This is a genomic window from Planctomycetia bacterium, from assembly GCA_015075745.1.
Taxonomy (GTDB): Bacteria; Planctomycetota; Phycisphaerae; order UBA1845; family UTPLA1; genus UTPLA1.
Map to the genome: position 1 here is coordinate 196,416 of JABTTW010000002.1, position 25,550 is coordinate 221,965.

At 62.3% G+C, this 25,550-nt stretch carries 19 protein-coding genes; 15 read left to right on the forward strand and 4 right to left on the reverse strand.

Annotated elements, in window-relative coordinates:
• Window positions 1-95 precede the first annotated feature (95 nt).
• A complete protein-coding gene (locus tag HS101_14370; GenBank protein MBE7507452.1) occupies window positions 96-1,103 on the reverse strand; it encodes a 50S ribosome-binding GTPase in 1,008 nt (335 codons plus the stop codon).
• An 87-nt stretch (window positions 1,104-1,190) separates the two neighbouring features.
• Here HS101_14370 and radA point away from each other — a divergent pair, with 87 nt between their 5' ends.
• The 5 genes from radA (at window position 1,191) to HS101_14395 (ending at window position 8,038) form a co-directional block, all read left to right on the forward strand.
• Window positions 1,191-2,576, forward strand: coding sequence for a DNA repair protein RadA (gene radA, locus HS101_14375; GenBank protein MBE7507453.1), 1,386 nt, complete (start codon window positions 1,191-1,193; stop codon window positions 2,574-2,576).
• On the forward strand, window positions 2,554-5,478 hold the full coding sequence (locus tag HS101_14380) for an O-antigen ligase family protein (protein MBE7507454.1): 2,925 nt from the start codon (window positions 2,554-2,556) through the stop codon (window positions 5,476-5,478). The genes radA and HS101_14380 overlap by 23 nt, the downstream gene beginning before the upstream one ends.
• Before the next feature lie 81 nt (window positions 5,479-5,559).
• Window positions 5,560-7,083, forward strand: coding sequence for an IMP dehydrogenase (gene guaB / locus HS101_14385; protein MBE7507455.1), 1,524 nt, complete (start codon window positions 5,560-5,562; stop codon window positions 7,081-7,083).
• Window positions 7,055-7,705 (forward strand): hypothetical protein, encoded by a 651-nt coding sequence (locus HS101_14390; GenBank protein ID MBE7507456.1) that lies wholly within the window; start codon window positions 7,055-7,057, stop codon window positions 7,703-7,705. Before guaB ends, HS101_14390 begins: the two co-directional genes overlap by 29 nt.
• A 90-nt stretch (window positions 7,706-7,795) precedes the next feature.
• Window positions 7,796-8,038 carry a CDGSH iron-sulfur domain-containing protein gene (locus HS101_14395; protein ID MBE7507457.1) on the forward strand — a complete coding sequence of 81 codons (243 nt, stop codon included), beginning with the start codon at window positions 7,796-7,798 and terminating at the stop codon, window positions 8,036-8,038.
• Between the two features lie 834 nt (window positions 8,039-8,872).
• Here the strand turns inward: HS101_14395 and HS101_14400 are convergent.
• A complete protein-coding gene (locus HS101_14400) occupies window positions 8,873-9,400 on the reverse strand; it encodes a hypothetical protein (GenBank protein MBE7507458.1) in 528 nt (175 codons plus the stop codon).
• Window positions 9,401-9,749: 349 nt separating this feature from the next.
• Here HS101_14400 and HS101_14405 point away from each other — a divergent pair, with 349 nt between their 5' ends.
• The gene (locus tag HS101_14405) at window positions 9,750-10,655 is read left to right on the forward strand and encodes a right-handed parallel beta-helix repeat-containing protein (GenBank protein MBE7507459.1); all 906 of its coding nucleotides are present in this window, start codon (window positions 9,750-9,752) and stop codon (window positions 10,653-10,655) included.
• Between the two features lie 1,323 nt (window positions 10,656-11,978).
• Here HS101_14405 and HS101_14410 read toward each other — a convergent pair.
• Window positions 11,979-12,752, reverse strand: coding sequence for an enoyl-ACP reductase (locus HS101_14410; protein ID MBE7507460.1), 774 nt, complete (start codon window positions 12,750-12,752; stop codon window positions 11,979-11,981).
• Window positions 12,753-12,960: 208 nt separating this feature from the next.
• On the opposite strand from HS101_14410, the gene waaF reads away from it, so the two are divergent.
• The 7 genes from waaF (at window position 12,961) to HS101_14445 (ending at window position 22,724) form a co-directional block, all read left to right on the forward strand.
• Window positions 12,961-14,052 carry a lipopolysaccharide heptosyltransferase II gene (gene waaF, locus HS101_14415; GenBank protein ID MBE7507461.1) on the forward strand — a complete coding sequence of 364 codons (1,092 nt, stop codon included), beginning with the start codon at window positions 12,961-12,963 and terminating at the stop codon, window positions 14,050-14,052.
• Window positions 14,049-14,924, forward strand: coding sequence for a hypothetical protein (locus tag HS101_14420; GenBank protein ID MBE7507462.1), 876 nt, complete (start codon window positions 14,049-14,051; stop codon window positions 14,922-14,924). Before waaF ends, HS101_14420 begins: the two co-directional genes overlap by 4 nt.
• 102 nt (window positions 14,925-15,026) lie before the next feature.
• Window positions 15,027-15,857, forward strand: a complete 831-nt coding sequence (locus HS101_14425) for a hypothetical protein (GenBank protein MBE7507463.1) — start codon at window positions 15,027-15,029, stop codon at window positions 15,855-15,857.
• Window positions 15,854-17,581, forward strand: a complete 1,728-nt coding sequence (locus HS101_14430) for a hypothetical protein (protein MBE7507464.1) — start codon at window positions 15,854-15,856, stop codon at window positions 17,579-17,581. The genes HS101_14425 and HS101_14430 overlap by 4 nt, the downstream gene beginning before the upstream one ends.
• 25 nt (window positions 17,582-17,606) lie before the next feature.
• Window positions 17,607-18,782 (forward strand): glycosyltransferase family 4 protein, encoded by a 1,176-nt coding sequence (locus HS101_14435; protein ID MBE7507465.1) that lies wholly within the window; start codon window positions 17,607-17,609, stop codon window positions 18,780-18,782.
• Window positions 18,783-18,817: 35 nt separating this feature from the next.
• Window positions 18,818-19,495 carry a glycerol-3-phosphate 1-O-acyltransferase PlsY gene (plsY, locus tag HS101_14440; protein ID MBE7507466.1) on the forward strand — a complete coding sequence of 226 codons (678 nt, stop codon included), beginning with the start codon at window positions 18,818-18,820 and terminating at the stop codon, window positions 19,493-19,495.
• A gap of 349 nt (window positions 19,496-19,844) precedes the next feature.
• Window positions 19,845-22,724: a PKD domain-containing protein gene (locus tag HS101_14445; GenBank protein MBE7507467.1), complete on the forward strand. Its 2,880-nt coding sequence runs from the start codon at window positions 19,845-19,847 to the stop codon at window positions 22,722-22,724.
• A 113-nt stretch (window positions 22,725-22,837) separates the two neighbouring features.
• Here HS101_14445 and scpB read toward each other — a convergent pair whose 3' ends face one another.
• On the reverse strand, window positions 22,838-23,614 hold the full coding sequence (gene scpB / locus HS101_14450; GenBank protein MBE7507468.1) for an SMC-Scp complex subunit ScpB: 777 nt from the start codon (window positions 23,612-23,614) through the stop codon (window positions 22,838-22,840).
• Window positions 23,615-23,833: 219 nt separating this feature from the next.
• Here scpB and HS101_14455 point away from each other — a divergent pair, with 219 nt between their 5' ends.
• Together HS101_14455 and HS101_14460 are read left to right on the forward strand one after the other, a co-directional pair.
• Window positions 23,834-24,685: a glutamate racemase gene (locus HS101_14455; GenBank protein MBE7507469.1), complete on the forward strand. Its 852-nt coding sequence runs from the start codon at window positions 23,834-23,836 to the stop codon at window positions 24,683-24,685.
• On the forward strand, window positions 24,678-25,550 hold the full coding sequence (locus tag HS101_14460) for a HEAT repeat domain-containing protein (GenBank protein ID MBE7507470.1): 873 nt from the start codon (window positions 24,678-24,680) through the stop codon (window positions 25,548-25,550). The genes HS101_14455 and HS101_14460 overlap by 8 nt, the downstream gene beginning before the upstream one ends.

Here is a 25,550-nt window from a genome sequence, read left to right on the forward strand (position 1 = left end):
CGTCCAATTCCTGTTGACGCGATGCCCAACCGTTGCGTCCATTGGAGCCACTCCGCAAATTCGCCAAAAAGCTGCAATCGGCGTTCGGAGTGGGCTTATGGAAAATGCAGCTCCACCACATTCCGATCCGTCAGCACATGCGTCGCGTGCACCTGCTGCCCGTCGTGTACCGTGCCGCCCCAGATTCGGGCACTCTTCAGCTTCTCCGCGAGGTCGCGGTGGATCAGGTGGGCCATGTCGTGAACCGTCGCACCGATCGGCAGGATGAACGGCGCTTCCTTGTCCACCGGCTTGCCCGGCTTCTTCGCATAGACGCGCACCACGTTGAGCAACCCGAAGATCGAACCGAGCATCTCGCCCAGGCCGTCGCCCGACTTACCCGACACGGGAACGATCGTCAGATCGGTGCCGACCAGTTCCTTCAGCCCCTCCAGATTGTCAGCCGCGCCGGGCGTGTCCGACTTGTTCGCCGCGACGATGAGCCGCTTGGGCAGCGCCGCCTCTTCGTCTTCTTCAAAGACGAGGTCCGCCGTCGATTGCGGCTTTATGCGGTGCTCGGCCAGCCACGCCAGCGGCCGCTGGAATTGATCGATCAGGTCGATCGCCGAAAGATCGATCACCAGCAGAATGCAGTCGGCCGACCGATACGCGCCGATCATCCCCGGCTGGGCGTGGCCGTCCATCAGCGGCGGCATGTCGATGAGCTGGATCGGCACGTCCTCGTGATGGGCCATGCCCGGCGTGGCCGCGTGGGTGCTGAACGGGAAATCGGCGATCTCCACCTTCGCCGAGGTGAGCGCCCCGACGATGCTGCTCTTGCCCGTATTCGCCTCGCCGAGAAGCGCAACCTGCCCCGCCCCCTGCTTGGGAACCTGGAACAAGTCGTGATGCCCGCCGCCGTGCTTGGCCGCGGAGCTTTTCTGCGACTCTTCCCGGGCATTCTTGAGCTTCTGCTTGAGCGCGGCCTGGAGCTTCTCGCTGGCCTTGTGCTTGGGGACGAGGCGGAGCATCTCCTCCAGCGCCGCCACCTTCTCCGCGGGCGAGGACGCCGAGCGATACCGCTCCTCGGCCTTCTGATACATGGGGGATTGATTGACAGCCATCCGCGCTCCAGTGGTTAAGTTCGATGAACTGCCATGATAACGGGAGTCTCATCGCGTGCGAGGACGACGGCCGCTAAGATGCCGTCCGTGGCGCGAAAGCATACTCAATTCATCTGCGAATCCTGCGGACGTATCCATGCCCAATGGATGGGCAAGTGCCCCGACTGCGGCGAGTGGAACAGCCTCGTCGAGCAGGTGGTGCGGGATGTCGCGGCCGACAAGCATCGTCCCCCGGTCGCGGCGGCGCAGACGTCCGACGGCCCCGACGACATCCTCCTGCCGCTCTCCAAAGTTCAGCCCGACGCGACGCGCCGAATCGTCACCGGCATCAGCGAGTTCGATCGCGTGCTCGGCGGCGGCATTGTCCCCGGCTCGGCGATCCTCATCGGCGGCGACCCCGGCATCGGCAAATCGACCCTGCTCCTACAGGTGGGTCACCTTCTCGCCACCGCCGGTCGCAAGACGGTCTATGTCAGCAGCGAGGAGTCGCTCGGCCAGCTTCGCCTGCGTGCTGCCCGGCTCGGCGGCGACAATTCGCCCATGCTGGCGGCCGCCCAGTCGAATCTGGACATCATTTCCAATCTTCTCCACAACCAGCGGCCCGAGGTCGTCGTAGTAGACTCCATCCAGATGGTCTATCGCCCCGACATGACCGCCCCGCCCGGTTCTGTGACCCAGCTACGCGACGCCGCCGCGCGACTCGTCTGGCTGGCCAAGCAGATGAACTTCGCCCTGATCCTCGTCGGCCACGTCACCAAGGAAGGCAGCATCGCCGGGCCCATGCTCTTGGAGCACCTGGTCGACTGCGTCGCCTACTTCGAGGGCGATCGCTTCCATTCGCACCGCCTCATCCGAACGGTGAAGAATCGCTTCGGTTCCACCGATGAACTGGGCATCTTCGAAATGACCGACGCCGGCCTCGTGCCTGTTGAGGACCCGTCCAAGCTGTTCCTTCGCGACAAGCAGGAGTCCCGTCCCGGCAGTGTCATCCTCGCGGCATGTGAGGGCAGCCGCACCCTGCTCGTCGAAGTCCAGGCCCTCTGCGCCCAATCCGTCTTCGGCGCGGCCAAGCGTAAGGCCACCGGCGTCGATTCGGGCCGCGTCTCGATGATCCTCGCGGTGCTGGAGAAGCACGCCGAGTGCGTCCTCGGTGATCAGGACGTCTTCGTCAACGTCGTCGGAGGCGTTCGCGTGCATGAGCCCGCGGCAGATCTCGCCATCGCCCTCGCCGCTCACGGCGCGATGACCGGCCGCGCCCTGCCCGCCGGAACCGTCGTCTGCGGCGAACTGGGCCTCGGCGCGGAGCTTCGCCCCGTCCACCATCAGCGCCAGCGTATCACCGAGGCCGCGCGCGTCGGTTTCAGCCGCTTCATTCAACCCACCGGCTCAAAGGACGTCGCCGCCAGGGCCCCGCGCGGCATCGAAATCCTCACCTGCGAAAGTCTCTCACATGCACTCCGACACCTCGCCTGATTTCGACGGCAGTGCATCCGACGCGGCACGCCGATCCGGCATGGCCATCGTCGTCACCGCGGCCATCGTCCTTGCCGGCGCCTGCCTCCTGAATTGTCCGGGCAGATTTTCGGAGCTTCATGAGAAAGACACGTCCCTCCTGCGGCCGATCGTCTCCGCCCTCGGCCTCTTTGGCGAATACGGCACGCAGCGCGGCGTCGAAGTGCGCAACCTCGTCTTCTACGCCGGCGCGGCGGGGCTCTCCATCATCGCCGGACTGAGCCTTGCCCTCGGCTCGGTTCGCTCGCGCTATTCCATCGACGATCTGCTCGATGGACGCAGCCGCGCCGCCAGCCCCGTCTTTTGGTGGCTCATCCTGCTCGTCGTCAGCGCGCTCAGTTCCATCTTCTCGCATGCCCCCGCGTTTTGTCAGGGACAGATGATCGTCCGCCTGCTCCTCTTCTCATGGTGGTGGCCGATCGCGACCATCCTCTCGCCACGGCAAACCCGCGCTCTCGCCGTCGCCTTCGTCACGGCCCTCACCGCAACCGCCGCGCTGGGACTCGCCTACCACTTCTTGCGCGTCTGGCCGCATCAGCCCGGCGCGCGCCTGCAATATCCCCTCGGCAATGAGCTCTGGATGGCGGCGTGTCTCCTGCCCGGCGTATTCGTCACCGGCGGCCTGGCGCTAAGCCGCATTCGCAATCATTCAAGCCCGGACACGAACAGACCCGCCAAGCCCGCGAAGAAGGCGCTCGGCACAATCGCTCTTGTCGCGTGTTTGATCCTTCTCGTCATCGTGCTCGCATTAACGCGCTCCCGCTCCGCCGCCGTCGGCCTCGCTACGGGCATCGGCGCCTGCATCATCATCGCCCTGCCCGCAAAGCGCCGCATTCCCGCGTTCCTCGTCATGTGCGTCGTCGCCATCGCCGCCACGCTCTACGTACAGCAGCTTCGCGTCGACGGCTCAACCGCCGGTCGCGCCCATTCGATCCGCGCCCGGCTCGACTACGAATGGCCCTATGCCCTTCGCCTCTTCATGAGTAAGCCGATCGCCGGCAATGGCGACGGCGCTTATGCGCTGCTGGCCGGTCAATTGGGGCGTGATGACCAGCTCGACGACCCCGGGGTCATGCGCTTCGACGAATCGAGCTGGCCCGCCCACGCCCACAATGAGTTTCTCGAATTGCTCGCCGACCTCGGCATCGTCGGCACGCTGGCCTTTCTCATTGCCCTCGGCATCCCGCTCTATCGCGCCGCGCGATACTTCGACAATCGGCGCGATCAGACCGGCAACAGCGCTCAACGCTGGTTCGTCGTCGGGCTCGCCGGCGCCCTCGTCGCCATGATCGCCGAGGCCTGCGGCACACCTGCCATCCGCGAGCCCGGCGCCAATGTGATCTTCATCACCGTCTGGGCCTGCCTCTGGGCCGCCGTTCGCCGGCAGGATCGCGTCAACAATTCTCCCGATAAAGATGACAAGCCCGTCGCACTCGGCACGGTTCGGCTCTTCGGTATAGCCGTGTGCATCTCCGCGATCGTCCTCGGCCATCGCGGCGCCGAAGACTGGTGGGCGGCCCGTGCCCGGTTCGACGCCCAGCAAAGCCTCGAAGCCGACGATCCCGAATCCGCCGTCATTGCCGCCGACTTCGCCGCGACCCACGCCCTCGATCCGTTTCAGCGCGCCCAGGCGATGACGCTTTCCGTCTGGGCACGATCCCTCCTCTTCGACCGCATCATCGCCTCCCAGGATCAACCCCCGACCAACGCCGACATGGACATCAGCCATGCCGCCGTCAGCATTCTCAATTCGCTCGATCGCATTGCTCCCCGGTTTCTCAAGTCGTCTCGCCTCAGGGCGGACCTGGCCCTCAACCGGGCCCGAGCATACGCGCGCCGCGGCGACCTGCGAAGCGAGGCCGAGTGCAAGCAGAACTTTATCGCCGCACTGGAGCAGAGCCGCGCCGACGAACCGTTCTCCATCGACCGGGTCGAGGCCCTGTGGATCATCCGGTCCGCCACTACCGAGGACCGCCTCCACTGGCTGCGTTCGCTGCTGCGCGGCGGCGAGGTCGAGCCCGCTTTTCATCGCATGCTCCGCGAGGCGATGGCCGCGCCCGATTTTGAAGCGCGCCTCGCCGGTCTGCTCGCCATCGCGCAAGAGGATGCCGAAGCGCCCCCGTCAAAATGGAAAGACAAGCTCTCTCCCGAGTCCTTCCGAATCGCCGCCATGGTCGCCGCCGTGAATGACGACTTTCCTCGCGCGATGGAACTAAACGCCCTCGCGACCGAGCTCTACAAGGCCGGCCTGCCTCGGCTCTTCGCCGGTCTCGGCGCTTCCATTCACGACGCCGTTCGATTTCGACTCATCCGCGACCCGCTCGCCGACGTTGATAAGAATCTCGCCGACCTCTACAGCGCCTTCGAGGCCGCCTACGGGCCGATCGAGCTCGGCGCGCTGATTCCCGACCCCGTTCTCGCCCAGACGCGCGCCGTCATCCTCCTCGCGGCAAACAAAGAATCCGATGCGAGGAGTCAGCTCGAATACGTCCGGCAACCCAACAGCCCGCCGATCGACCTGCAACTCAGCGACTACTACCTGCAACTCGCCGCCATGACCGCGAGTTCCGATTCTCCCAATCCCGACCGCCAGGCACAGTTCGCTTCTCGCGCGGAAGAGCTCGACCCGGCCTCGCCCAGGCCACAAGCCCTTATGGCTGAACAAGCCTTCTCGCGAAACGACGAAGCAGCCGCAGTATCCGCGATTCGTCGACTCGTCGAACTCCAATCGGGCCGCCCCGAGCTTGGTCGATTCTTCCAATCCCTGCGCGAGCGCTATCCCGACAGCGCCATCTGGCAGCGGATCGCCGCCGAGTTTCCGCAGATCGTCCCGGCTGCGCCCAGTTCCCAGCCCGCCGAATGACCCCAATCAGGCACGCCCGCTGCCCTTCGCTTGCGAGCGGCCCATCCTGCGGATAAACTCCCCCCGACCAGGGACGTGGTCATGCATCAAAAAATCATCGGGGACGCAATCACCTTCGACGACGTTCTCCTCCTGCCCGCGCGCAGCACCGTCGTGCCAAAAGACGCCGACGTCCGGACCCGTCTGACCCGCAACATCGCCCTGAACATCCCGCTCGTCTCCGCCCCGATGGACACCGTCACCGAGGCCGGCCTCGCCATCGCCCTGGCACAAGAAGGCGGCATCGGCATCATTCATAAGAATCTCTCGATCGAGGCCCAGTGCCGCGAGGTCGACAAGGTCAAGCGCAGCGCCCACGGCGTCATCATGGACCCGGTCACGCTTCGACCCTCTGATACCGTTGAGCGTGCCGCCGAGTTGATGCGCCTGCACAATGTTTCCGGCGTTCCGATCACGCTGGAAGACGGCAAGCTCGTCGGCATCCTGACGCGTCGCGACATGAAGTTCATGGATCACCATACGTCGGCGACCGGCGTTTCGAACCGTTCCGGAAATCGCTCCGCCCAGGCCGCGCAGCGGGTTGAGCAGGTGATGACTCGAGAAAACCTCGTCACCGCCCCGCCCGGCACCTCGCTCGACGACGCCGACCGCATCCTACAGAAACACAAGGTCGAGAAGCTGCTGCTCGTCGACCAGTCCTACAAGCTCGTCGGCCTCATCACCATCAAGGACATCGATAAGAACCGCGAGTTCCCCAATAGCTGCCGCGACCTGCATGGCCGGCTTCGCGTCGGCGCCGCCGTCGGCGTCAACGACCTCGATCGCGTCGAGGCCCTGATTCAAAACGACGTCGACGTCATCAGCGTCGACAGCGCTCACGGCCACAGCCAGAACGTCATCGACACGATCCGCGCGATTCGCAAGCGGCACGATATCGACCTGATCGCCGGAAACATCGCCACCGCCGAGGCGGCGCGCGAGTTGATCGACGCAGGCGTCGACGCCGTCAAGGTCGGCATCGGACCCGGCTCGATCTGCACCACGCGCATCGTCTCCGGCGTCGGCGTCCCCCAGATCACCGCCATCTTCAACGTCGTCTCCGTCGCCGAGGATGCGGGCATTCCCGTCATCGCCGACGGCGGCGTGCGCTTCTCCGGCGACATCGCCAAGGCCATCGCCGCCGGGGCCGCCAGCGTCATGATGGGCTCCCTTTTTGCCGGGCTGGAAGAAAGCCCCGGCACCGTGATCTACTGGAAAGGACGCCGTTTCAAGGAATATCGCGGCATGGGCTCGCTGGGGGCGATGGTTTCCGGCAGCGCTGACCGATACAGTCAGAAGGCGGGCGATACCCGGGACAAGCTGGTCCCCGAGGGCGTCGAGGGTCGTGTACCCTATCGCGGACGGCTGGCCGAGATGACCTACCAGCTCGTCGGTGGTCTCCGAGCCGGAATGGGTTATTGTGGTGCGGCGACGATTGATGACCTTCGCCGCGATGCGAAGTTCGTCAGGGTGAGCGGAGCCGGGATGACTGAATCCCACCCGCACAACTTGTACATTACCGAGGAAGCTCCCAATTATGCGGTCGATCACATTGTCGAAGTTTAGTTTCGTCGCGGCCTGCGTCCTTGCGATCAGCATCTCCGCGGGCTGTGCCCAGTTGAACAATCCCTGGTCGGACTCCAGCGCCCTGATCGATGGCGACATGACCACGCCGACGACCGAAGGCTACAAGGGCTCGCCTGAGTTCGGCGGTCCGACCCGGCGCAATTGGGAAGGCTCCGACGTCCGCTATGCCAATGGCTCGGTCACCCATTGGCCGCTCTGGTGGGAGGATCCCTTCGAGGACAAGGGCAATCGCGAACACCCGCCGGCCAGCGGCAATGAGAGTGAGCCCGACAATCAGTTCGTCGTCACCTGGGTCGATTACCTCGGCCTCGGCTACAGCCCGGCTCGTATGTTCCTCAACACCATCGGCTGGCCGATCAGTGCCGTCGTCACCCCGCCCGGCACTCTCATGGAGAGCGACGGCCGCATCAGCAAGGGCCTCGTCTGGTACGATCACGACGCCAAGCGTTCCGACTCGGCCACGCGCGAGCCTCCGGACATCAGCGCCATAGATAGAGCGCCCTTCGTCGATCAGCCCGATGTAGAGGACGACACCGACCTGGCCGTTCGGATCGAACCGCCGGCCGAGGCGCGATCTGAATCGCCGCCTTCGTCCCGTTAAGGACGCGATCCCATTTAGTCCGGCGGGCTTTTCCGCCGCCCAATCGCGGCATGAATCGATCTCATCCGTCGGGGCCTCGGAGAAACCGTAATGACGGAAGCAAAGCACGGCACGAAGCCGATCATTGTGGAGGAAGTGCCCGGCAAGAAGGCCTACTGCCAGTGCGGCCACAGCGACAAGCTTCCCTACTGCGACGGGTCCCACGCGCGACTCCATACCGGCATCACACCCATCGTTGTGGAAATCACTGAAGCGGGAACCAAGGCCGTCTGCCAGTGCCATCGCAGCGGCAACAAACCCTGGTGCGACGGGACGCATAACCGCCCGGCCTGAGAGCCGTCGACCCTTTCCATTCTTCCGAAGAGCCCCGGACTTCGAAGAGCCCCGGACTTCAGCCCGGGCGGTTCCGCGCACGCCGGTTGCTCCCAATTGCAAACAAAACTCCGCAGAACCCAAGGTGACAATAGGCGAAAAAAATGGGGCCAAGGGATCGAGGGGCCAAGGCGTCGAGGGTGAAAACAAGCGCGCCGATCGCGCGCAAGTCGTGCAAAATCGAAGGTGACATATAGTGACACACGCGATTTTTTTCGTTTGCAACTCTTGTGGCGGGCATGTGTTGGGGCGGTTCGGGTTTTGGGTGGTTTTTGGCGGAAACGTCGAAAAATCGAAAAGTCGAAACGTCGAAATTGTGCGCGGCGGCAGGGTCGCGCGGGGGCAATCGATACGTGACCCCTCCCTGACAGTCGGGGCTCTGAATGGGGCGCGGCAATTCGATGTTTTGCAAGGTGACAATAGGCGAAAAAAGTTTGGGCGGACGCTTGTAAGTCGCGCGGCGGGCATGTGTTGGGGCGGTTCGGATTTTGGGTGGTTTTTGGTGAAAACGCGCATGGTGAAACACAACCGGTGTATGCCCGAAGGGGCGCGGAAAGTTTCGGGAAAGTTCGTTTGTAAGTCTTTGAAAAACGGTTCGGGAAGGTGACACAGCGGGGCCGGGGGCTGAGGGTTTTGGTTGTACACAATGCGCGTCCTCGCGGGGCATGGACATTGATCTCCATGAATGAATCTTGCTCCACGTGCGCGCCATATTGCGGAGATTATTCGCAATTCACAGCGAACACGGGTCAGGCCGAGAGGATTATTCGTCGGGATGGGCGGTGCGATATGCGGCTAGCGCAGGCGGCGGGAGCGCTTGGTGAGGAGCGGCAGCGCGAGCAGCAACGCGGCGGCGGGCTCGGGGATGGGCTTGATGGTGAAGTGGAATTCGCCGGACGCCTCGCCGAAAGTCCCGGGCGGCGTGGGGTCGAAGTTGCGTGTCGTGGCCGAGTAAAAGAGGAAATACTGCTGGTTGGCCATCAGCAGGCCTGTTCCGTTGGACGTCCATGAGCCAAACGGCGAGCCGACGCCGACATTCCCGCCAGTGCGCGAGTCTCCGATGATGCCGATGTCGTGGTCGAGGTCGGATATCCCCCAGAAAAAGTGTGTGTTTCCAAGAACGGTGCTGGGCCACGCGTACTGCCAACTGCCCGTGAAGGTAACGATCGAGTCGACGGAAGGAGTGAAATACATGCGGCCGGAGGTGATCGTCTCGCCATCAAGCTGCGCCAAGTGATGAGCCGTCGTGATGTCGAAATGAGCCTCGTCGAGAAGCCAGCCAATGTCGTAGGAGGCAGAAATATTGGAGTTTCGATAGCTCACCGAATGAGAATTCTGGAAGGGATTAACGACGGTAGAAAAATGGACTCCTTCCTGTCCAGCCAAATCGGAAATCCCGGCACCGATGGACCATGAGTCAACGATCAAATCGGCTTGCGCGGAAACGGAAAAGGGACTTAATGTAATTAAGACGAGCAGTGCCGGTTGAAGAATTTTTCGCATGGTTGTTCCGTGCTGAGGGCTCATCACTCGGTAGCAATTCTATTGCATAAGGCTGCGGGAGTTCAAGAAAGTGCGAAATAGTCCCTCAAACTTTTGCTTTATTCGGTCTCTCGGTGCATAGTTCTGTCACCGGAGAGATGGGCTACCTACCTTTGAAAGGAGTAATTTCATGTCGAATCGAATCAATGGTTATTTACCTGTCGTCTGCATCTTGTTTCTGATTGTCGGGCAGATTGCCGAGGCAACAGTTCGCCGAGTCAAGACGGATGCAACCGGCACTCCGCATGATGGGTCCAGTTGGGATCAAGCGTATACCGATCTTCAGACCGCAATCGACGACTCGACGGATGACGATGAGGTTTGGGTCGCATCAATGTCTGGTACGCCGTACAAGCCCGGCATGGCGCGAACAAGCACGTTTACATTGAATAGCAATGTAGCTATTTACGGTGGATTCGTCGGCAATGAATCGACGCGGGACGCCAGAGATTTTGTGAACAACGAAACCATTCTCAGCGGCGACATAGGTACGCCTAGTTTGGCGACTGACAACTGTTATCACGTTGTCACCGCCAGCGGAGTTGGCGACAGAACCCGCCTCGACGGCTTCACGATCCGCGACGGTTTTTCGGCGGGTTTCGGAGGCGGAACGGCTGGCGTCGATCGCAGTGGTGCGGGTATTTATATCTCGGGCGCGAATTCAAGTCCGCGCATTTTCAACTGCATTATTCGCGACAATGAATGCACCGCCGGAAACGGCCGAGGTGCAGGACTCTGGGCTCCGCTTTCGTCCTCTGCTCAGGGGACGCTTGTCCTGAACAATTGCCAGTTCATCAATAATAAAGCCGGCACGCCGGGCGGCGGCGCGTTTATCAGCAACATGGCTGAAACGACCGTGACCGGGTGTCGCTTTGAAGATAATCAGTCGACGCTTGAAACTGGCGGCGACAATCACGGCGGAGGCATGTACATCAGCGGAAGCGTGACGATGCTGGTTCCCACGCCTGCCGTGACGCTGATCGACTGCGTATTCGAGGGTAACAAGACGGCTCGCGGCTCAGGCGGTAGGCTTTAGGCTGTAGGTTTGGGGACTGAGCCTTGCGGTTGGGATTGTCGGTACCGGTGACATCGGGCGCTACCTCACGGGGCGTGGGTGGATTGATCCCCATCAGCGAATCCTTGCTCCCCGTGCGCGCCTTATTGCGGAGATTATTCGCAATTCACGGCGAACACGGATCGGGCCGAGAGGTTTTTTTCGTCGGGATGGGCGCACTCTATCTGGGCATTCGCCCTGTAGTGGATCGAAATGATGGCGCTTGTATTCGCCCGGCAGGGCGCACGATGGTTGCCAGTGATTTCAATCACTGGACCCTGGCGCCCCAAGTCTTTCCCGTCCGGAGGACGGACGAACCTGGATGACCAGCCCTCGTCCACCCTGCCGGGCGGTAGGAAAAAAAGAAGGGTGTGGTTGGGCTCGCTAACCAGTGGCTCGAAGCCCACTGGCAACCATCGTTGGCCCTCCGGGCCGGGGTTGTGCCCGGCGCCGGCGCAGTTGGAAAACACGCTCGGTTCGGGCGCTTCTGATCAATGCACTTGGTGCGGACTCTTGTGAACATCGCGCTCGGCGCGGATGACCTCAGGGACATTCTACTTTTATTGACTCTCATGCCGTTCCTCGAAACCCGTCCTTATCAGGCCGTTTCAACGGCCTTTCCCGAAGGGCCATTAGGCCGGGGCTTGAGCCCCGGTCGACCGAGCCCGACGCCATTGGTCTGCCCCCGCTCTCCCACCCCCCGCCGATGCCGCGCTCATGATGTTTCGAGGATTAACGAAGTGCGGCACCGGCGGGGGGTGGGAGAGTGTTTCCCTCGCAATCGAGCCCGGCCCTAAAGGACCGGTCTAAGAGCCCTTCGGGAAAGCCCCGTGAACGGGGCTCAATACGCACCCGCAGGACCGATCCGAACTTCTCCCAGATCGCTGCAAACCAACTCAAAAGGCGCGAACGACGAGCAAGTGTAGACATGCGGGAGGCGATACCGTCATGGTTGGCACGCAGACAACAAATCCACGAAATTCAGATTCCGGTTTTCACGCGCACTTTCAAAAAAACCACCTAAAAGTCGTACCGCCCCAACTCGCGACCGCCACATGCGTTGGCACAATTTCCGCGAGGCTTGTGTCACCTTATGTCACCTTGAGTTTGGAGGCGTTTTGTACGCGAATGGGAGCCGCTGGTGGATGTGGAGCCGCCCGGACTGAAGTCCGGGGCTCTTCGTTAAGGACTCTTCGAAAAACGAGGCGAGTTCATCGCGAAATGCACCGCGGGCGCGCGGAGGTTCCCGTCGCAAACGTCGGATGCTCAACTGAAAAAATGGCGAATTGTGAAAAAACCGCGCCGCTACCAGCCGACCATGTTGTAGCCGGCGTCCACGTAGTGGATCTCGCCGGTCACGCCGCTGGACAGGTCGCTGACCAGATAGAGGCCGGACTTGCCGACTTCCTCCGACTCGATATTCCGCCGCAACGGGCTCTTGGTCGGGTAGTGGTCGAGGATCTTGTCGAAGCCGCCGATGCCGGCCGAGCTGAGCGTCCGGCAGGGGCCGGCGCTGATCGCGTTGACGCGCACGCGGCGAAGGTCGCCGAGGTCGGCCGAGAGATAGCGAACCGTGCTCTCCAGCGCGGCCTTGCAGACGCCCATGACATTGTAACCGGGGATAAACTTGACCGAGCCGAGGTAGCTGAGCGTGAGGACCGATGCGCCCTCGCGGAACATGTGGAACGCCTTCTGACAGGCGGAGATCAGCGAGTAGCAACTGATGTCCATGGCCTGCTTGAAATCCTCCCGGCGGGTTTCCCAGAACCGGTTGGTGAGGCAGTCGCGATTGGCGAAGGCGACGGCGTGGACCAGGAAGTCGATCTGGTCGTAGCTGTCGCGGACCTTGTTGAAGAAAGTCTCGACGTCCTCATCGGAGCTGACGTCACAGGGAAGGACGAGCTTGGCCCCGATGGGGTCGGTCAGCTTCTTGACCCGCCGCTCCATCTTCTCGCCCGGCAGATGGTTGAACGCGATCTCCGCGCCTTCCTTGTGGAGGTATGATGCGATGTACCAGGCCAGGCTGTGATCATTGGCCACGCCCAGCACGACGCCCCGCTTGCCCGACATCAATCCCATTTCAAGCCATCTCCTGGAGCCCGACCAACCGTTCTTCAACCGTCCAGCCCGGCGTGGATACCGAAGCGTAAGTTGAATTACTGTAAGGAGATTCCTGGGGGTTGTCCAGTAAAGCGGGTGGGCGGCCAGTTGGAGCGGAGGCCCGGCCGGTTAGCGCAAGGTGAAGCTAACGCTATACTTGTGCCGCCAACAGACGGAAGGCCCCTGCTTGATGACGCCCCGCTCGATACTCATCTCGGTACCCAACTGGGTCGGTGACGTGGTGATGGCCACGGCGGCGATGAATGCCATACGGCGGGCATTTCCCCAGGCCCGAATCGTGCACCTGATGCGGCGCTACGTCGTGGACGTGCTGGCCCACAGCGGTCTGGCCGACGAGAACGTGTACTGGCCGGACACGCAGTCGGAGGGCGGCTATCTGGCGCTGCTGCGGCGGCTGCGGGCTGACCGCTTCGACCTGGCAGCTCTGTTCACCAATTCGTTTCGATCGGCGGCGCTGGCGTGGATGACCGGGGCGCGGCGGCGCGTCGGATATGCCCGCGATGGCCGGGGCTCGCTGCTCACAGATGGCTTGAAGCCGGTCAAGCAGAATGGGGCTTACACGCCGGTGCCGGCGCTCGACTACTACAACGAGATCGCGCGGCACCTGGGCTGCGGGGAGCCCGGCGATCGGCTGGTGCTGGCGACGGGGTCGGAGGATGAGGCGGCGGTGGATCGGCGCATCGGTCCGGCGAATGCTGAGACGCCACTGGTGGTGCTGAATCCCGGGGCGAATTATGGTTCGGCAAAGTGCTGGCCCGCGGAGAAGTATGCGGCGCTGGCCGCGATGATGACGCAGCGATATGGGGCGCGAGTGGTGGCATCGCTGGCGCCGAAGGAGAAGGAGATCGCCGATCGGCTGGCGGCGGCGGCGACGAGCCCTATTGATATTTTCGTGGAGCCGCCCTTGGGACTCGGGCCGCTTAAGGCGCTGGTGAAGCGGGCGAGCCTTCTGGTGACGAACGATACGGGTCCGCGACACTTCGCGGCGGCGTTTGACGTGCCGGTGGTGACGGTGTTTGGCTCGAGCGATCCGGCGTGGACGGAGACGCGTCACGCCGGGGAGCGGATCGCGAAGCTGAGTCTCGAGTGTCAGCCGTGCATGGAGCGCGTCTGCCCGCTGAAGCATCACAAGTGCATGGTGGACCTGTCGGCCGATCAGGTTTTCGCGGAGGTGGAGCGGCTTTGGGCGGCGCGCATCGGGCCGGCGCGAGACAAGGCGAGTAGTGCCCGCGAGTCGGTCACGAGGGCGCAGCGATGATGACGGGCGACTTCATGTTTGCAGACCCGCCCTTTCGGGGGCTGCTTCGGGACGTGAAGCTCGACAGCGTTGAGGCGGTGCTGCGCTGCCGGGGCGATCACCTTGCGGCGTGGAGCCGTACGAGCGACACCATTCGTTTTGCGATCAAGGAGGCTGACACGACGGTCTTCGTCAAGCGCTATCACTATCCGCGCTGGCGGCAGCGCATTCGCGGCATGTTGAGAGGGACATTCTTCAAGCAGTCGCGGGCGCGCAGCGAGTTCAAGGCGCTGGCCGCGATGCGCCGGCTGGGGATCAACGCCGTACGGCCGATTGCCTTTGGGGAGCGCCGGATTCTGCATTTTGTGCGGAGCTGCTTTCTCATTACGGAGAGCGTGCCGGACGCGATGTCACTGGTGGCGTTCATTCAGGCGTTCGGCGAGCGGTCGGCGTCGCCACATGCCCGGCGGGCGCGGATTGAGATTCTGACATCGCTGGCCCGGCAGGTGCGGCACATGCACGAGATGGGCTTCGTTCATCGCGATCTGTTCTGGCGGAATGTGCTGATTCGCCCGATCCCCAGCGATCGGTTTGAGTTTTATTTTCTGGACGCGTCGGTCGGTAAGCGGATTCGCATCGCTCATCGGCGGCAGGAGAGCATCGTTCACGACATCGCCGCGCTGGGTGTGTTGGCGCCGGACTTTTGCAGCAAGTCGGACCAGTTGCGGTTTTTACTTGAGTATCTGGACACCAAGTCGCTGCGGCCGCAGGACCGAAACTGGCTTCGCCGGGTGCAGACGCGATCCAGTACATTTCGCGATTCAGAGCTCTTGCGGCTGGAGCGAGGTTCGGTTTTCGATCCGCCGATCCGTTCGGTCGCACGGACGACGTAGCCCGGACTCGCGTGGATGGCCGAATCGCAGGAGCCGCGACAAACTCATCGAGAGAAACGCTCCCGTTAGCCTATGGAATCAAGTGTCACCTCAGCCAACTTCATGCCACGTCGGTACATCCAGCGGGAAGGGCGCGGCGCGCGGGTCGAATTTTCGAGTGCCGGTGCGGCGGCGGATCTGAAGGCCTGCGGGTTTGTCACGTATGACGACTTCGTGAATTGTCGGCTGGGGGAGCAGGTCCATTCGTCTTCACTGACGACGACGCGAAGGCTGAGTCTCGGCGGCCCGCTCAAGGGGACGGTTCATTACCTGAAATGCTATCGATTTGAGTCACGGCCGTGGCGGGTGCGACTGGGACGGGCCAAGCCGGCGATTGAGGCGGCGAATGATGCGATCCTGCGACGCATCGGAGTGGCGGTTCCCGAGGTGACGGTTTTTGGTTCGCGGCGACGGTTTGGCGTGCTTGTGGACGGATTTATTCTGACTGTGTCGGTGCCGAAGGTCGTGCACCTCGAAGATTATGTTCGCAGCCATCGACCGAAGGGCCGCGGCGCGCGATTTGATTCGCGCTGCCGAAGGGTGATGCTCGATCTGGCGGCGACTGTTGCCCGGATGCACGCGGCGGGTTTTTATCATATAGACCTTCAATGGCGCAATATCGTGCTGAGCGAGGTGAATCCGGAGCGGCCTGAGGTGTATCTGATGGACTCGGTTCGCGGAGGCATTCGACGGTGGTCGCTGATGCGGCGGCACGGGATGATCCGCGACCTTGCGGGGCTGCATAAGGACGCGCGGCAATTTTTGAGCGCGACGGATCAATTGTTCTGGCTTCGCTCGTACTTCGGCGTCGATCGGTTGACGGAATCCCACCACGCCCTGATCCGCACGATTCTGCGCGACCGCGAGATCAAGAGCCCGAGGAATGACGGATGAGTTCTATTCTCCGGATCGAACCGGAATTTGCGGAGCTGCTTGCGGCGGCCGGGCTGCGGAAGTTCGAAGACTTCATGCGCATGAAGTCGATCGCCCCGGCCACGAGCAAACATGCCGCTCGGGAGACGGTTCCCGTGGAGATTGGGCAGAACGGCACTACGCGGCGATTTTACTTGAAGCGCGTGTTTCGCGTGCCGGCGAGCCACGCGTATGGGCCGCTGCTTAGGTTTCAACGGGCCGAATCGCAGCCGTCGCGGGAATGGACGATGCTGGGTGAACTGACGGCGTCCGGCATTCCGGCCATGCGGCGCGTGGCCTTCGGCGAAAAGCGCGTGCTCGGTGTACCGAAGAAGGCCTTTCTGCTCGTCGAAGAGGTGCCGATTGCGCACAACCTCGAGGACTGGTTTATTCAGGGTTTCAATCGGCCCGGCGAATTGGGTTGCGCGGCGAGGAGGCGCTTGGTCTTCGCCCTCGGCTCGCTGGTCGGCAGGCTGCAGCGCGAGCGATTTGCGTGGCCGGACATGCATGCGAAGCACATTTACGCGGCCGACGAAGTCGACGGCGGTCGACGGTGGCAATTCGCCCTTATCGACGTTGAGCGAATGCAGCGGCTGAGCCGCCCTGCGATCGAGTACTCCGCCGACGGAATTCCGGAAATAACCAAGCCGTTCCGTTCCGACCTCCGGCGATTTGAAAAGAGCTTTCTGGCGTCGCGTCTCAACTACTCTGATTACCTCTGCTTTGTGGCGGGCTACTGGCGTGTCGCGCTTGATGCGCCGACTCAAAAGCCTGTCGATCGTTCATCGCGACGGGCCGGCATCAGCGCCTGGGAGCTGCGGCCGCGCCTTCCGGATGACTTTGTGCATCCCCGTTCGCTGAGCACGACTCGCCATGGGCGCATCTGGGCCACGCGCGAGGGACGGGAACTGCTGGAGGCGAATCAGCTCGGGACCATCGACGACGTCTTCGCCATGTCGAACGGCGCGTCGCTGACCAAGCCCGGGCTCGACGCCCATCGGGATCGAATCCGTCTGGAATTGAAGCGGCCCGAGGGCGGTCAATGCGTTTGCTATCTCAAGCGATATCGTCGCCCTCCCATCGGTCTTCAGCTCAGCCAGTTAATCGCGCACCGGCGGCTGGGCGGACCTGCCCGCGCGGAGTCGGACTTCATTCGGCGGCTCGGTCATATCGGCATCGCGACTATGCGGGGCATCGCGATGGGGTTGCAGATGCGGGGCGCGCTTCAGGAGCAGAGCTTTTTTCTGACGGAAGAGGTTCCAGGCGAGTCGCTGGAGAAGCTGGCACAGCGATGCATGACCGACCCCTCCGCGATTCCGCCTGCGCGAGACCGGCACGAGATCATTCGCCAGTTGGCGCTGGTTGCGCGCCGGCTGCACGAGCACGATTACTTTCATCGAGATTTGTACCTGTGTCACGTCTTCATGCGCCGCGGCGATGACGGCCGCATTGCGCTACGGCTCATCGACCTGGCACGGATGATCGAGCGTCCGCTGATGCGGGAGCGCTGGGTCACCAAGGATCTGGCGGCACTGGACTACAGCAGCCCCCATCCGCTGGTCACGCGGGCGGACCGGCTTCGGTTCCTGTACTATTACTGCCGCGAGGATGACGGCCGGCTGTCGGAGTTTCGGCTGCGTCAGACGATGGGGCGGGTGCGGCGTCGGGTGTTGAAGATGGCGCGGCACGATCGGCATCGCGCATGATTTGATGGAGTGAGTTGACGGTCGCGTGAAGATAGCACTGGTTATAGAACGATTCGAGCCGTGGCGAGGCGGGGCGGAAACTTCCACGCAGGAAATCGCCCGATTGCTGGCGGCGATGGGCCACGACGTCCACGTGGTCACCGCGACGAACGCGGTGGGCCCACCGGACATCACCATTCGGCGGGTTCCCGCGACGACGCTGCTTCGCCCGCTGCGGATGGCTGCGTTCGTGCGCCGCACGACCGAGTTGCTGCGCCGGGAGCGTTTCGACATCATCCATGCCATTTCGCCGCTGGCGATGGCGGATTTCTACCAGCCTCGCGGCGGACTGATCGGCGAGACGCTGGAGCGTAACGTCGCCACGCGGTCGTCGCGACCGCGGCAACTCCTGAAGCAGGCGCTGCTGGCGATGAACATAAAGCAGCGCAGCCTGCTCGATCTTGAGCGTGCAGTGTTTCAGAATCCCGAAGTGAAAATCCTGGCGGTGTCGAAGTACGTCGCAAGCCAATGTGAACGGATCTACGGCGCATTGCCGCCCCGCGTGAAGGTGGTGTTCAACGGCGTGCGAATCCCACTGCCCACGCCTGCGGAAAAGGCGGCCCATCGGAGCGAAATCCACAGACAGCATCAGATTCCCGATTCATCGCTCGTTCTGCTCTTTGTCGCGCACAACTTTCGCCTCAAGGGGCTGGGACCGTTGATCGAGACGGCCTCGCGCCTGGTCACCTCGGGGTACCGGGACTTTCGTATTCTCGTCGTCGGACGCGACAACCCGGTCGGATATCAGCGTCGCATCGAAAGCCTGGGGCTGTCCGGGCACATCACGTTTACCGGCCCCAGCAGACGATCGCAGGTATACATGGATGGCGCCGACGCCCTGGTTCATCCGACCTATTACGATCCGTGCAGCCGGGTGGTGCTCGAGGCGCTGTCCTGCGGTCTGCCGTGCCTGACGACGAAATTCAACGGAGCGGCGGAAGTGATGAGCGACGGGCGCGAGGGCTTCGTGATTGATTCACCCGACGACATCGGGCTCTGGGCGCGGCGCATTCGGGAGCTGGCCGATGAGGACCTCCGCCGAAAGATGTCCGCCCGGGCACTGGAGCTGCGCGAGCAGTTGAGCATGGAGCGGCATGTTAAAGAGCTGGACGCGATTTTCCGGGAATCGGTGGAAACAAGGGCCCCTTCGCGCAGCGCGTAATGAGTCGCGGAACTTTTTCTAGCGGAACCTCGGCGATGCCTCAATCAGAACTGGTGACCCTCCTTGTTGCAGCCTACCTGGTCGGTGGGATTCCCTTCGGGTTTATTATTGCCCGGCATCGCGGCGTGGACCTTCGCAAGGCAGGCAGCGGAAACGTCGGCGCGACGAACGTCGGTCGCGTGCTGGGCAAGAAATGGGGGGTACTTGTATTCATCCTCGATCTGGGCAAAGGCGCTTTGGTGTCCATCGTCGCGGCGAAATTGGCGTCTTCGCATTCCGAGTCCGAGACGATGAGGGATTGGGTCTGGCTCGCCTGCGGTGCGTCCTGCATCGTTGGTAGTATTTTTCCGATCTATCTGCGATTTCAAGGCGGCAAGGGCGTGGCCGCTTCCCTGGGAGTCATCCTGGGCATTTATCCATATCTGACTTTGCCCGGCCTGCTGGCTTTTGCCTTATGGGTCATCGTCGTGAAGGCCAGCGGATACGTGTCGCTTGCGTCCCTATCCGCCGCCGTATTCCTGCCACTGGGGTACACGGTCATGGCGTGGTTCGCTCCGTGGCCGCTATCGGTCCATTACCCCCTTTTGGCCCTTCAGGCCACCCTGAGCGTGCTGGTGTTTATTCGCCACCGGGAAAACATCCGCCGATTGCTCGCCGGGACCGAGAATCGAATCGGTCGAACAGGTGATGGCCAAACAAAACCGGCATCCTGACATTTTTGGACCACCCCGTTTGTTCAGACTTGCCACCAAAGAACCTTGATTGCTCCAAACTGGAGACGTAGACTCTGTCGAAGCTGCCGCCTCGGCGTGGGCAGACAGGCCGCATTCCGTGCCTGCATGGGTTGTCTCGCCGAGGGTTGTTGCAATGAGGGCAACCGGCATTGGGGGGGAAATGGATTCTCGCAATCCATTGTTACGCGATTCAAAGCGTCGTACGCCGCGTTCGTCGAAATCGGTGAGCTGTTGCTTGCACGATTGCTTTTGAATGCCGGGTCCGCCGGATGAATTGCGTAGAGCGGGATCGAGCCTTCGCGGCTCATGCCCGTAGGAGGGTGTCTCGATGTTTCGTTCCAGGTTGTTAAAGACATGCGCGATCGTGCTATGCATTGCCTGGGGATCGGCTCTTTCCGGAGCTGCCTGCGGGACGGGCGTTACGCTCAATCCGTTCGGCACGATCACCTCGCTTCAGTTGTTTGATCAGCCCGATCACACTGTCGCATTCAGCATCGAGTCGGCGGTGACCGATCCGTCCGCCGTCGCCAAGGTGAACTGGGTGTTCGGTGACGGCGGAGGCTTTGTCGCCGGGGCAGCGAATCGAACGACCATTACGCATCTGTACGTCGGCACCGGAGACTTTCAGGTGACGGCGTTCGTCTTTGATGCGCAGGGCAACGTCGAACAGATCAACGGCCTTGCCAAGGTGGTGCCATCGGGCAACAATCCGGGCGGACCGCTTCCCACCGATCTTCCCGGTCAGATTCTCGGCCCGAACCCAGTCGATAATGCCACCAACGTGGCGGTCAATACCAAGCTGACCTGGACCGCGGGCTCCAACGCGACCAGTCACGATGTGTATCTCGGCACGAGTGAGACGGCGGTGACTAACGCGACCGATTCGGACGCGGCGAACTTCAAGGGCAATCAGACCACGACCAGTTTCGATCCCGGCGGACTTGCCGCGAACACGACTTTCTTCTGGCGCATCGACGAGGTCAATTCGGTCGGCATCACCAAGGGAACCGTGAGAAAGTTCACCACCGTTGCGGCGCCGACCAAGGCCAAGACGCCTGTTCCGCAGAACGGCTCGATGAATGCCCGAGTGGACCAGGTCCTGCAGTGGGTCGCCGGCACGGGTGCGACGAGCCACGACGTGTATTTCGGCACGAACATGGGCGACGTGGCGGCGGCGACCGTCGATACGCCCGACATCTTCAAGGGTAATCAGACCGGCGTGATGTTTGATCCGGAGGATATGGCTGCGCTGATCGACGGGGAGTTGATCGGCAGCACGCAGTACTTCTGGCGCGTCGATGAGAAGGGTCCGGGCGGCACGACGGCCGGCGATGTCTGGGCCTTCACCACGCGCGCGCCGCCTCCGATGATCACCAACCCGAATCCGGCGGATACGTCGGTGGATATCAATATCAGCACGGTCCTGACGTGGAACGGGGCCGCGAGCATCGAGAGCTACGACGTGTATCTCGGCGTCGATCCGATCGACGTCGCACTGGCCGATCGAAACAGCCCCGAGTTCCTGGGCAATCGAACCAGCAAGAACTTCACGCCGTCAACGCTGTTCACGAATACGGACTACTTCTGGCGCATCGACACGCTCGGGCCCGGCGGCACGACAATGGGCATGGTCTTCACGTTCAAAACGGCGGACTTCCCGGCGGCGGTGACGCTGACGGCTCCGGCGAATCTGTCGCTGGATCAGGACGTTGAATCGACATTGATGTGGATGGCCGGCGTCGGCGGCGGACCGCTGACGAGCTTTGAGGTCTTCCTCAGCACCAATCAGAGTCAGGTGGTCACGCGAAACGCATCGGCCCGAGTGGCGACACTTGGACCGGCGGCGACGATGCACGACATCATGCCGGCGATCGCGGCCAATACCAACTTCTTCTGGACGGTCGATGCCATGGGGCCCGGCGGCCGGCAGGAAGGCCCGATCTTCACGTTCCGAACCGGCTTGATGCCCAACCTGGCCACCATGCCGATGCCCGCCAACAACGCGAACTCCGTTGCGGCCGACGTTGTCCTCAACTGGACCGCGGGCGCGAATACGCTCTCACACAATGTCTACTTCGGTACATCTTCAACCGCCGTCGCCAATGCCAACGAGGACTCTGTTGAGTTCAAGGGCAATCTGCCGGTTGGAACGACGTTCTTCAACCCGCCCGATGGCGTGGTGTCAGCTCTTGCCTCCAATACGCCGTTCTTCTGGCGCATCGATGAAGTCGGCACGGGTGGTGTTCGTACCGGGACGGTATGGACGTTTACCACGGGCCCCGGCAAGGCAATTAATCCTACTCCTGCCAATGGTGGCAGTGGTTCGGCCCTCACGGCGGCCGTGAGCTGGACCGCAGGGGCCGGCGCGACCAGCCACGACGTGTACTTCGGCACCAGCCTTGGTGATGTCACCACCGCCACGCCGCTGACGCCCAGCATCTACCGCGGCAGCCAGGCAGGCACAACGTTCGACCCACCGGGTGATCTGGTTGCGAACACTGCCTACTTCTGGCGTATTGACGAAAAGGTCGGCACGAACATCACGCACGGTGACGTCTGGATGTTCACCACCATCCTGGGGAAGGCGACCAATCCCGCTCCGGCCAACATGGCCACGGGGGTGGAAGTCGATGAGATTCTCGAGTGGACGGCCGGCATCGGCGCCGACATGCACGATGTATATTTCGGAACGAGTCTCTCGGCCGTGACAAACGCTACGACCGCGAGCGCGGAGTACCGAGGCCAGCAGTCGGGCACCTTGTTTGATCCTGCCTCGGTGATGGCGATCACGGCGAATACGCTGTACTACTGGCGGATCGACACGGTCGCATCCGGCGGAGCGCCCGTCACCAAGGGCGACACATGGCGGTACACGACCCTGGCGCCGCCCGGCCTCATCAGCGGTCCGAGTCCGCTGAACGGCGCCACGATGGTGAGCACGAGCACGTCGCTGACGTGGGCGAGCGCTGACCGCGCCGAAGAGTATGACGTCTATTTCGTATCGCAGGCAGCCAACGGGGCCTTGCCGCCCGGCGACCAGATCGCCGTCGCAACGACGACAAGCCTGACGTACCAGGGCAGGCAGACCAATCGGGTATTCAACCCTGGTATGTTGACACCGAACACGACGTATCTCTGGAGAGTCGATGCCGTGAATGGATCCGGCACGACGGCGGGCGGTGTGTTCACGTTTACCACGGCGCCGTAACTCGCCGAAGATCGAATTGTGCACTTTCAGGGGAGGCCTCCGCTAACGACGGGGGCCTTTCCTTTTTTTATGCGCGCATCTGGATTACACGGGTGGAGACTGATCGGCGGGAATCAGGACTCGTCGGCATCCGATTCGGCGGAGTCGTCGTCGCCTTCGACGATCGACAATCGCGGCGCGGCATCGGCTGGTTCAATGTCCGCTGAAGCCTCATCATGGACCGGTCGCGGCTTGAGCGTGGTCGCCGATGCGCCGCCGGAAAGCGCCTCAACCTGCGGCAGGTCCTCCAGCGACGCGAGTCCGAACACCTCAAGAAATCGCTTGGTCGTTCCGTAGAGCATCGGTCGGCCCAGGTCTTCCGCCCTGCCGACGATCTTGACGAGATTCATCTCGCGCAGGCGATTGAGCATCTCCCCAGCCGCCACGCCGCGAACCGCCTCGACGTCCGCCCGGGTGCAGGGCTGCTTGTAGGCCACGACGGCCAGCGACTCCAAGGCCGCACCGGAGAGCTTGGTCTCCTGCCGGGCGCGCAGCAGCTTGGTCAGCCAAGTGTTGTAGGCGGGCAGGGTGAGCATCTGAAACCCACCGGCGATCTCGGAAATGCGGAACGACATCCCGCGATCGGCGTATTCATCGTTGAGCGAGACGACGTGGTCGCGGACGTCCCGGGCGTTGCCCACACCCAGAATCGAGGTCACCTTTGTCGCGGGGATGGGAGAATCAGAGGCAAAGAGAATCGCCTCGACGACGCGGCGCGGCTCGATCTGCACCGCCTCGTCCGACTGCGACTCCATCGAGTCCGTGCCGTCCGCCATTGCCGGATCGCCCGGTTCGTCAGGATTGCGGGTTTGCTCGTCCATATCGGTAATCGTCGTGGAACCACCATCCATGGCTCGGTGCTCCTGTGGTGTAAGTGCCGGGTACAGATTCTAGCGGATTTTCCCGCTGCGCCGCAATCGGACCCCATCATCAGTTTTGAGAATCCTTCACACGGACGATACTATACAGGCCTCGTGCTTTCTGGGCATGGGCAGTCAATCATTCCGGCGTCGGTGCGACAAACCGCCCGAGTGCCGGTTGGATGTTCTCCTCACAGGGAAGTGACGAACATGAGTGGTGACGCGCGATGCATCGGTGTGTTCGATTCGGGAATCGGCGGGCTTACAGTCGTCCGGGAGCTGCGACGCCGGCTCCCCAATGAGCGGATCGTCTATTTCGGCGATACGGCGCGGGTGCCCTACGGCATCAAGAGCAATCAGACGATTACCCGATTCTCGCACGAAATCTGCGATTTTCTTCGCAGGTTCGACCCGAAGATGATCGTCGTCGCATGTAACACCGCCAGTGCCGTGGCCCTGAAGGACTTGGAAGCCGCGCTGCCCATTCCGGTCATCGGCGTAGTTGAGCCCGGCGCGAAGCAGGCGGTCTTTCTCGCGCGGGGGCACTCGATCGCCGTGATCGCCACGGAGGCGACCATCGCGTCAGACGCCTATCGCAAGGCCATGGAAAAGTACAATTCCGGGTCGCTCGTCCTGCAGAGGGCCTGCCCGCTTTTCGTCCCGATTGTCGAGGAAGGCCGGCGTCCGGAGGATCCCATTACTCGGTCAGTCATTGCCGACTATCTGACTCCGCTCATGCATCTCGATCCTGGGGTGATTGTTCTCGGCTGCACGCATTATCCGCTGCTTAAGACCGCGATCGCGGAGTTTGTAGGCCCCAATATCCAGCTCGTCGACAGCGGCGAGCAGTGCGCCGCCGGGGTGGTCGAACGGCTTCGCGCCCGTGAGATGTTGAATGAGGAGCCGGGACCGGGGTCGCTGACTTGCTACGTGAGTGACAATCCGCAAAGATTCAAGGAACTGGGGCAGCGTTTTCTCGACCATCCCGTAGTGGACGTAACCTGGATATCCAATGAGCAGTTTCTATCACATGCTTACGAGCCCGCACCGTCACATGCCTGAATCGGCGCGCTGGGGGCAACCGGACTCGCGCTCGCTTTGGAGCAGGGATCAACGAGTATCCTTGCGCGGCGGCGTGTCGAATGCCGTCCGGCCGTTCGGGTTGCTGTTGATCGTGGTCGCGGTGATGGCTCCATTAAGCACGACCGGTTGCTCGTCATCGCGCAGTGACGGTAAGTGGTTCAAGAAGCCGAAGACGAGCCAGGACTATCTGGATATGGCGCTGGAGGGACAGTCCGGGGATGAGCGGCGGCGGGGCGTCATCGGGCTGGCCAACAGCCGCGACGGCAAGACCGAATGGGCGATGAAGGTGTTCGATACGATTGCGCGAACGGATGTGAATGCCGCCGTTCGCTGTGCGGCGATCGCCGCGATGGTGCCCGCGTCGGGGGCGGAACAGGTTCCAACCGCGCTTAACATTCTCTCCAGTGAATCGGAGCGCATCGAAGGCACGCGGGCGGCTCCGGGGGCCGTTCGCTGGGAGGCCGCGAAGCTGGTGCTGTTCGTGATTGAACGGTATTCGTACGAAGAGTCGCAGCGAGGCAAAATCGTCCAGGTGCTCCTCGAAAGGATGGCAGTCGACAAGGATCGCAATGTTCGGCTGACGGCGATGGAAGCTCTGTCATATTTTCCCGAGCCGCCGATCCCCTCGGCGCTGGTGGACGTCATGGAGGAAGACGATTTCGCGCTCCAGCACGCCGCGGAGCGGGCCCTGATCGCTCTGACCGGCCAGACCCACCATCACGACCCGAAGGCCTGGCGCAAGTGGATCGCGGAAACGCCCGATCTGTTCAAAGACATGGGCCGCACGCCGCCCGAGATTCAATCCGCGAACACGAAGACGATTCGCTGGGAGTGGCCCTGGTGA

Bases quoted from the DNA above. Each gene is read 5' to 3' on its own strand.
- HS101_14380 (MBE7507454.1), top strand. From the start codon at position 2,554: ATGCACTCCGACACCTCGCCTGATTTCGACGGCAGTGCATCCGACGCG.
- HS101_14395 (MBE7507457.1), top strand. From the start codon at position 7,796: ATGACGGAAGCAAAGCACGGCACGAAGCCGATCATTGTGGAGGAAGTG.
- HS101_14390 (MBE7507456.1), top strand. From the start codon at position 7,055: ATGCGGTCGATCACATTGTCGAAGTTTAGTTTCGTCGCGGCCTGCGTC.
- HS101_14405 (MBE7507459.1), top strand. From the start codon at position 9,750: ATGTCGAATCGAATCAATGGTTATTTACCTGTCGTCTGCATCTTGTTT.
- HS101_14430 (MBE7507464.1), top strand. From the start codon at position 15,854: ATGAGTTCTATTCTCCGGATCGAACCGGAATTTGCGGAGCTGCTTGCG.
- guaB (MBE7507455.1), top strand. From the start codon at position 5,560: ATGCATCAAAAAATCATCGGGGACGCAATCACCTTCGACGACGTTCTC.
- HS101_14420 (MBE7507462.1), top strand. From the start codon at position 14,049: ATGATGACGGGCGACTTCATGTTTGCAGACCCGCCCTTTCGGGGGCTG.
- HS101_14445 (MBE7507467.1), top strand. From the start codon at position 19,845: ATGTTTCGTTCCAGGTTGTTAAAGACATGCGCGATCGTGCTATGCATT.
- HS101_14460 (MBE7507470.1), top strand. From the start codon at position 24,678: ATGCCTGAATCGGCGCGCTGGGGGCAACCGGACTCGCGCTCGCTTTGG.
- scpB (MBE7507468.1), bottom strand. From the start codon at position 23,614: ATGGATGGTGGTTCCACGACGATTACCGATATGGACGAGCAAACCCGC.
- HS101_14425 (MBE7507463.1), top strand. From the start codon at position 15,027: ATGCCACGTCGGTACATCCAGCGGGAAGGGCGCGGCGCGCGGGTCGAA.
- HS101_14455 (MBE7507469.1), top strand. From the start codon at position 23,834: ATGAGTGGTGACGCGCGATGCATCGGTGTGTTCGATTCGGGAATCGGC.
- HS101_14410 (MBE7507460.1), bottom strand. From the start codon at position 12,752: ATGGGATTGATGTCGGGCAAGCGGGGCGTCGTGCTGGGCGTGGCCAAT.
- plsY (MBE7507466.1), top strand. From the start codon at position 18,818: ATGCCTCAATCAGAACTGGTGACCCTCCTTGTTGCAGCCTACCTGGTC.
- HS101_14370 (MBE7507452.1), bottom strand. From the start codon at position 1,103: ATGGCTGTCAATCAATCCCCCATGTATCAGAAGGCCGAGGAGCGGTAT.